This window comes from Ruegeria sp. AF5, from assembly GCF_056541905.1.
Genome location: NZ_JBQFYZ010000005.1, coordinates 199,303 through 206,154 on the forward strand (window position 1 = coordinate 199,303; position 6,852 = coordinate 206,154).

Below are 6,852 nucleotides of genomic sequence, written 5' to 3' on the forward strand. Positions count from 1 at the left end.
CTGGGCGGAATCGGGGCATACATGGGATAATATCAGGGATTTGAATCGGATCGTTTGCGTATCAGAAACGCAGAAACAGTGGTTTCCAAACCGGCCCCGAACCCTGCGATACTGCATTTTCCGCGCAATCCTTCGTTTCTGTTCATCTTAGAATGGCATTTTTGTGACGACAGAGGGGGTCAGGAAATCCGTTTTCTCCGTCTCCGTCCTTGTCGGTCTTTTGGCCGGGGGCACGGTACCCCGAAAACCCTTTTCAAAGCCAAGTTTCACCACCACGCCCAGCGGCGACACCGGGCCGCAACCCCTGTTCCCGGACCGATCGCTATTTACATCTTCGCGGATGTTCGCGACCCTGCGCGCATTTGCAGGGGGTTTGAATGTCACTGGAATTCTTCATCACATCCATGATCGTCGTGCTGCTGCCAGGCACCGGTGTCATCTACACACTGGCCGTTGGCCTTGGCCGCGGTTTCCGGGCCAGCGTTGCCGCCGCGGTCGGATGCACAGTGGGAATCGTTCCCGCTGCCGTGGCCAGTATCGTCGGGCTTGCCGCATTGCTGCACACCAGTGCCGTGGCGTTTCAGCTCGTGAAATACCTTGGTGTCATTTACCTTTTCTACATGGCGTGGGGCATCCTCAGGAGTGGCGGCGCCTTGGATGTCACCGCCGACAAGACCGCGAAAAGCAGTTTTAAGATTGCCATCACGGGAACGCTCATCAACGTGCTGAACCCCAAGCTGTCGCTGTTCTTTCTGGCGTTTCTGCCGCAGTTCCTGCCAGCCGACACGGCGAACGCAGGGGGTGCGCTGATCCAGCTGGCACTGGCCTTTATGGGCATGACCTTTGTTGTCTTCGTCGGATACGGGGGCTGCGCAGCACTGGCCCGCGACTATGTGATCCGCCGTCCAACGGTGATGAAGTGGATCAGGCGGAGTTTTGCAACGGCCTTTGGCGCACTGGGTGCAAAACTCGCGCTGTCCGACTAGGAAACGCTAAACCGGGGCGATCAGAACTTCGCCGCCAGCCGCGTGCCCTGATTGATCGCGCGCTTGGCGTCCAGCTCGGCGGCGACATCCGCACCCCCGATCACATGGGGGGTGATGCCCCGCTCGATCAGCGCGTCCGCCAGTGACCGTTCGGACACCTGACCGGCACATAACACAATGGTATCGGCCGCGATCACCGTCGGGTCTGCGCGCTCTTCGCCAAAGCTGACATGCAGACCGTCATCGTCGATGCGTTCATAATTCACGCCGCCCACGAAATTGACGTTCTTCATCTTCAGCGTTGCCCGGTGAATCCAGCCAGTGGTTTTGCCCAAACCCTTGCCATGCGCCTGTTTCTTGCGCTGCAACAGGGTGACCTGACGTGCGGGGGCGCTGGGTTGCGGCCCCTCGGGCGCCAACCCTGCACGGTGCTCAGCCGGGTCCGTCACGCCCCATTCCTTCATCCATAGCGGCAGGTCGGTCGTGGCGCTGTGACCCTCTTCCAGCAGGAACTCGGACACATCAAAGCCGATGCCACCGGCCCCGATCACGGCAGCAGACTTGCCAACCTCAGCCTTGCCGCGCAGCACGTCGATGTAACTCAGCACGTTGTCCCGATCCTGCCCCGGTATCTGCGGATCACGCGGGCTGACACCGGTGGCGATGACCACCTCGTCAAAGCCGGTCAGGTCATCTGCGCCTACCTCGCGGTTCAGTTCCACTTTCACGCCCAGTTCATCCATCATGGTGCGGTACCAGTCGACAAGACCCCAGAATTCTTCTTTCCCCGGCACCTGCTTGGCCATGTTCAGCTGCCCGCCGACCTCATCAGCGCGGTCGAACATGGTAACATCGTGGCCGCGCTGGGCCGCAGTCATTGCGGTCGACAGTCCGGCAGGACCTGCGCCCACAATGGCAATGGATTTGCGCGTTTTGGCCGGTTCAATCACCAGTTCGGTCTCATGACAGGCGCGCGGGTTCACGAGGCACGAGGTCAGCTTGCCGCTGAACGTGTGATCCAGACAGGCCTGATTGCAGGCAATGCAAGGCGCGATCTTTGCGGCCTCACCCTCAATCGCCTTGGCCACGAAATCCGCATCCGCCAGCATCGGGCGGGCCAGCGAGACCATGTCGGCGCAACCGGTCGACAGAACCTCTTCGGCCACCTCGGGGGTGTTGATCCGGTTCGATGTGATCACCGGTATCCCCACCTTGCCCATCAGCTTCTTGGTCACCCAGGCAAAGGCCGCGCGCGGCACGCTGGTGGCAATGGTCGGGATCCGCGCCTCGTGCCAGCCAATGCCGGTATTGATGATCGTGGCCCCGGCCTTTTCGATCTCCTGCGCCAGTTGCACCACCTCGTCATGGGTCGAGCCGTTGGGGACCAGATCGATCATCGACAGCCGGTAGATGATGATGAAATCGGTGCCCACCGCCTCGCGCGTGCGGCGTACAACTTCGATCGGCAGACGCATCCGGTTCTCATAAGACCCGCCCCAGCGGTCGGTGCGCTTGTTGGTATGGGTCACAAGGAACTGGTTCAGGAAGTACCCTTCCGACCCCATAATCTCGACCCCGTCATAACCCGCCTTTTGCGCCAGTGCGGCGGCGTTGACGATATCGCTGATCTGCTTCTCGATACCCTCTTCATCCAGCTCAATGGGCGGGAACGGAGAGATCGGCGATTTCACCGGGCTGGGGGCCACGCATTTCGGCCCGTAGGCATAGCGCCCCGCATGCAGGATCTGCATTGCGATCTTGCCGCCCGCTTCATGGACGCGCTGCGTCACGATGGAATGGTGTGCCACGTCCTTGTCGCTCACCATCATCGAAGCCCCCGGCAGGACCGAGCCTTCAAGGTTCGGACCAATCCCGCCCGTCACCATCAGGGCCACGCCGCCCCGCGCCCGGTCGGCATAGAACTCGGCCACCCGGTTCCAGTCGCCGGTTTCCTCAAGCCCCGTATGCATCGAGCCCATCAGCACGCGGTTTTTCAACGTGGTAAAGCCCAGATCCAGCGGGGCCAGCATATTCGGGTACGCAGTCATGGCGGAACTCTCCCTCCTGAATTTGCCCGCTAGATTGACGTTCGCGTCAACTTTGTCACGCGAAACCCCACGTCACCCTCTTTGCTGTAGCGCCGGTGATTGCTAGAGGTGGGCGGAACAACCCGATGAGGCCGCGCATGACCCCCGAAGAAATCGCCAAACTGCCCTATCGCCCCTGCGTCGGGCTGATGCTGATGAATACCGAGGGGAGGGTTTTTGTGGGCATGCGAAACGACGGCCCACAAGACGCCTGGCAAATGCCGCAGGGCGGTGTGGACAAGGGCGAAGATCCCCGCGACGCAGCCCTGCGCGAGCTGTGGGAAGAAACCGGGGTCACGGCTGATCTGGTCGAAATCATCGCCGAGACCGCGGGCTGGCTGCCCTATGACCTGCCCCATGACATCGTGCCCCACATCTGGAAAGGACGCTATCGCGGGCAGGAACAAAAATGGTTCCTGCTGCGCTTCACCGGCGCCGACGATCAGATCAACATCGAAACCGACCACCCGGAATTCACCCGCTGGAAATGGCAGGAGCCAGACCGGCTGATCGCCGAAATCGTGCCCTTCAAGCGCGATGTGTATGAGCGCGTGGTCGAGGCTTTTTCCGACTATCTAAACGAACTCTGATCGCTAGGGACGCTTTTCAGGTTGTTCCGCTAAGCGAGACGAAGCCAGCAGTTCGGCCTTCGCTTACCCATGACTTGTGTTTGCAGCTCGCGACTGGGATGTTTGCGAATATTCGAAAGGGATTGAACGACGCGAACAGCTAGGGCAACCTTAAAGGCATAGCTTGTACCACAGCGGAATTCTGGATGGAGCGGCGCCTAGCAGCCATTCTTGTTGCCGACCTGGTCGATTTTTCGCGCCTCATGCACGAGGACGAGGCTGGCATTCTTGCCCGGCTCGAGGCGCTCGACACAGGTATCATCACGCCATTGGTCGAACGCCACGGGGGACGGATCGTCAAGCGGATGGGCGACGGCTATCTGATCGAGTTTGCCAGCGTCGTAGATGCGGTGAACTGCGCTTTGGACTGGCAGGACCGGATAAGGCCTCGCGCGGACGAGCCGGACGCCCTGCAATTTCGGATCGGGATAAACCTGGGTGATATCGTTGTCAGGGACGACGATATTTTCGGAGATGGCATCAACGTAGCCGCGCGGCTGGAATCCATCGCTGAGCCGGGTTCGGTGCTGGTATCGCGCACGGTCGTCGATCATGCCAGCGGCAAGCTTGAGGCGGCGTTCGGCGATCTGGGCGACAAGACGCTGAAAAACATCCCCGAGCCTGTCCGTGTTTATCGTGCCACAAGACGCACCGAACCAACCGTCGTTCGGCCATCCCGCGGGCGCTACGGTAAAGCAAGCGCGGTCATAGCCGCGCTTTTTGGCCTTCTGGCCATCAGTGCTGGAGCGGCGTACTGGCTTCAATCCCGTCCGGTGAAGGTCGAAGCGGCCTCGATCGAAGCGATGGCATTGCCGTTACCCGACAAGGCCTCGGTTGCGGTTCTGCCGTTTGACAATCTCAGCGGCGAGTCCGAACAGGAACCTCTGGCCGACGGGATAACCGAGGATCTGATCACCGACCTGTCGAAAGTTTCGGGCTTGTTCGTCATCGCGCGCAATTCGACCTTCATTTACAAGCGCAAGTCGGTGAGCATCAAAGACGTCGCCGAAACCCTGGGCGTGCAATACGTGCTCGAAGGCAGCGTGCGGCGCTCGGGCACCACATTGCGCGTCAACGCTCAGTTGATTGACGCCACCACCGGCAACCACGTCTGGGCTGACCGCTTCGACGGCGACGCCTCGGATGTTTTTGCGGCACAGGACGCGTTTGTACTGAAGATCATCAACGCGCTGAAGGTTGAACTGACCGACGACGAACTCGAGGAGGTGAACCGGGCCGATACTAAAGTCGTCGCCGCCCGCGAGGCATTTCAACGTGGCTGGGAGTTGATGTCGAACTTCAACGAACGCGACAATGCCCGAGCTGTGGATCATTTCGAAAGGGCGATTGAAATTGATCCCGACTATGGCCGTGCCCATGCCGCACTGGCGCTGGCCTTTCAACGAGATGGCGTGTTCCGGTGGAACCAGAAAATTCGCGGTAACTCCCGCGCCCACCTCTATACCGTTCTGATCCCCGATCATCTTGAAAAAGCCTGCGACAGAGGCGGGTCGATGGTGCACATTATTCGCGCCATGCGGCAGCTTAACTTCCGTGACCAGAACACTGGCGAAACTGGCGCCGCGCGCTCGGCAATGGCCATCGAAGAAGCGGCCAGGGCGATCGAGCTTGGCCCAAATGACCCCGAGGCGCATGTCACTATGGCCTGGGCGCTAATCGCTTCGGGCAATCCCGAGCAGGGTCTAGACGAGATTGCGATTGCCAAGCGGCTTGACCCCAGTGTGCCCGCCAATGTCGTTATTGTCGAGGCAGCTGCGTATTATGCGTTAGGGCAGTTGCACAGGGCAGCCGAAATTCTGGACGAGGCGACTGCCAGAACGAAAAAGTCGCTGAACCTGATCATCACCGCGGCGTCGATTCACGCGCAGTTGGGCGACCGCCGGAAAGCCGACGACCTGATGTATGCCTGGGCGCGCGACAAGGATCGGCTGGCGCTTGCCGAAAACTATCTGCTGCCGATGCAGTGGGACGGTGATCACGAGGAACTAAACCGCAAGATGGCCGACGGGTTGAAACTCGCAGCGCTCAGGCCAACCACTACCGTGACATCCCTACTGGAAGACCTCAAGACGCAGGAAGGACCAGCGCAAATCGAAACGCTGCGGATGTTGGGCTGGTTCGGTCCCCAAGCGGCCAGCGCGGTCTCTGATCTGCTCGGTGTTCTTGAAACTGGCGGTAAGCGCGCGCGCCGCGAGGTCGTAATCACGCTCGGAAAGATCGGCGCGCCAGCCAGTGCAGCTTTGCCAGCGCTGGAGGCCGTCATTGAGGAGCCCATAATAGGGCTTCGTGCCAAGAGGGCGATCACGCGCATCTCAGGCGAGTAGAAAGCTGACTCCTAGCCCTGCTGGGAAAGGCGCGCACGGTCAGATTCAGGCCGGCTATCCGCCCGGGATTGCACGCCTGCAGCACTATCGACCAGTTCGAGCATGCCGCAGCATCGGCAACTCCGGACTCAAAGCAGCCCTTCTTCCCGCAACAATTCCAGCATATCCGCCTCGGGTCTTGGGCCGATATGGCTGATGACCTCGCGGGCGCAGACGTTGCCGATCCTGGCACAGGTCTCGTAATCGCGCCCTGTGGCCATTCCATACAGGAACCCCGCGGCGAATTGGTCTCCGGCACCGGTTGCGTCTACGGGGACGATCCTCTTGACCGGCACGTCGATGCGCGCGCCTCCGTTCAGGACGGTCACGCCGTCACCCGAGCGCGCGCAAGGTTTTTCATTCCAGAAGGCTATCAGGGGCAAGTTCCCCGGAAACGTGATTGAAAAGACCATAGGATCATCAAGATGTGGATCACCCAATGCTCGGCTTCAAATCCTTTGCATCCGCAACGCTGGATGGCATTCAAGTCGCGCAGATGATCAGGATGGGCGAGTAGGGAGTCGGAATATGCCCATTCAACCAGTTTTCGAAGTTCGGCGACCAAGCACTGAACCTGCCACTCCCCTTCATTTTTCAAAGAAGTTTGAGACAAATTCCCCCGACATTAGCCGGGTTCAAGGCAAACGATGGTTGTCCGCCATCAGCACCCATGGAACAGACTAGGTTGATTGCGTAGCGGAGGATTTCAGGCTCATCGTAACCATCAGAGAGTGGAGATGAGAATGAAATCCGGGAAACAGAAAGC

The 6,852-nt window shown here is 59.8% G+C and carries 4 protein-coding genes and 1 pseudogene; 3 read left to right on the plus strand and 2 right to left on the minus strand.

What is annotated here, in order from left to right:
* The first annotated feature begins 377 nt into the window (after positions 1-377).
* Positions 378-986 (plus strand): LysE family translocator, encoded by a 609-nt coding sequence (locus tag ACR0DS_RS10560; RefSeq protein WP_480559310.1) that lies wholly within the window; start codon positions 378-380, stop codon positions 984-986.
* A gap of 20 nt (positions 987-1,006) precedes the next feature.
* On the opposite strand, the gene ACR0DS_RS10565 is transcribed toward ACR0DS_RS10560, so the two are convergent.
* A complete protein-coding gene (locus ACR0DS_RS10565; RefSeq protein ID WP_480559312.1) occupies positions 1,007-3,034 on the minus strand; it encodes an FAD-dependent oxidoreductase in 2,028 nt (675 codons plus the stop codon).
* A 137-nt stretch (positions 3,035-3,171) separates the two neighbouring features.
* On the opposite strand from ACR0DS_RS10565, the gene ACR0DS_RS10570 reads away from it, so the two are divergent.
* Together ACR0DS_RS10570 and ACR0DS_RS10575 are read left to right on the plus strand one after the other, a co-directional pair.
* Positions 3,172-3,663, plus strand: a complete 492-nt coding sequence (locus ACR0DS_RS10570; RefSeq protein WP_480559314.1) for an RNA pyrophosphohydrolase — start codon at positions 3,172-3,174, stop codon at positions 3,661-3,663.
* A gap of 185 nt (positions 3,664-3,848) precedes the next feature.
* Entirely contained in the window at positions 3,849-6,047 is a 2,199-nt protein-coding gene (locus tag ACR0DS_RS10575; RefSeq protein ID WP_480559316.1) for an adenylate/guanylate cyclase domain-containing protein, read from the plus strand.
* 128 nt (positions 6,048-6,175) lie between these two features.
* On the opposite strand, the pseudogene ACR0DS_RS10580 reads toward ACR0DS_RS10575, so the two are convergent.
* Positions 6,176-6,436, minus strand: a pseudogene (locus tag ACR0DS_RS10580) (PfkB family carbohydrate kinase); the annotation flags it as partial.
* Between the last annotated feature and the right edge of the window lie 416 nt (positions 6,437-6,852).

What these genes read in the sequence shown, in the direction of transcription:
- ACR0DS_RS10575 (WP_480559316.1), top strand. Translation starts at nt 3,849, where the DNA reads ATGGAGCGGCGCCTAGCAGCCATTCTTGTTGCCGACCTGGTCGATTTT.
- ACR0DS_RS10570 (WP_480559314.1), top strand. Translation starts at nt 3,172, where the DNA reads ATGACCCCCGAAGAAATCGCCAAACTGCCCTATCGCCCCTGCGTCGGG.
- ACR0DS_RS10565 (WP_480559312.1), bottom strand. Translation starts at nt 3,034, where the DNA reads ATGACTGCGTACCCGAATATGCTGGCCCCGCTGGATCTGGGCTTTACC.
- ACR0DS_RS10560 (WP_480559310.1), top strand. Translation starts at nt 378, where the DNA reads ATGTCACTGGAATTCTTCATCACATCCATGATCGTCGTGCTGCTGCCA.